This is a genomic window from Mycobacterium attenuatum, from assembly GCF_900566085.1.
Taxonomy (GTDB): Bacteria; Actinomycetota; Actinomycetes; order Mycobacteriales; family Mycobacteriaceae; genus Mycobacterium; species Mycobacterium attenuatum.
Map to the genome: position 1 here is coordinate 1 of NZ_UPHT01000224.1, position 1,127 is coordinate 1,127.

Annotated in this window: 1 protein-coding gene; it reads right to left on the reverse strand. The window is 62.9% G+C overall.

The features are described 5' to 3' along the window. Nucleotides 1–1,127 (reverse strand): DUF3631 domain-containing protein (locus EET13_RS29740; RefSeq protein WP_122445566.1); only part of this gene is annotated, 1,127 nt, incomplete at both ends.

A 1,127-nucleotide genomic window follows, 5' to 3' on the forward strand; every position in this document is an offset into this window, starting at 1 on the left:
CACACGCCGCGGGCGCGGGCTGAGCGCATGTGCTCAGGGATCGGGGCACCGCAGTCACGGCAATGTGGACTGTGGCCGTTAATGGCTATGCCGTTTATATGCGCTACATCCGCAACATCCGCAACAGAATCCAAAATGGCCTGTTCAGAGCATATTTCGGTTGTTGCGCTTGTGTTGCGCTTGTTGCGCTCACATTCTGTCCGCGACACATCCGCAACGGATTGACCTGCAATGTTGCCCTCGTCGCGGATGTTGCGCTCATCTACGTGGCGTAGGTAGCGGTGCCACGCCTGGCTAAGCCCATCGTCCCCGTCGATGGCATATCCCTTGGCGGTGCGGGTACCGATACGCACCTCTTTGGAGCGAACCCCATAGCGCTTCAATTCTTTTGCTAGACGACGTTGGTCGAGCGACTTGCCCCACAGGTCGCACCAGTCAGATTCGGGGTCGCGAGTCAGCTCGGACACGATATCGGCCGAGAACATCCGGTCGAGGTCACCGAAGACCGTCTTGATGTCCCGCAACATCCGGACCCCGAGGGACAGCTTGTCGTCGCAGTCAGTATCCAGCACGAAGTACCGGCAAGCGGCTTGTGCCCGTTCGGGCCATTGGCCGCCAGCAACGTCCGCAACGGCCAGCAATGCCTCCCAGACTTCGGCCGGGCGGTCGCGTACCCCTTCGGGCATTGCTGGCCGGGCAGCCGACAGTGTGTCGAGATTGGCTGTCGCCCAAGCCTCGATCTGCTCGCGCAGCGGTGCTGCTGCGATCGCAGCATCGCGCTCGCGAAACTCTCCGATGGGTTCGTCTGGGGCTCTGCGGCGCATGTGCAGGGTGACAGCCCGGTCGGTGATGGTGGCCGGCATCCTCCCCGACAGTCCCGCCAGCGCCACCGGCGCAAACACCGGAAACTCGCGGACCCTCATGTTTTTCGCGTCGCCTTCACACCGATCGACCGTGGCGCCACGCTTATAGCCCGCGTTGAACAGCGCCCTTAAGTCCTCGGCTTGGGGGTTGGTCGTGCGACCGAATACGGCGTCAGCCTCGTCCTGCAGGATGGTTGGGGGCTCGTCGCCCGCAGCCGCGATACGCCGATACAGGGCCGCCGTCGTCGTGCTCAAGGTGAGCTT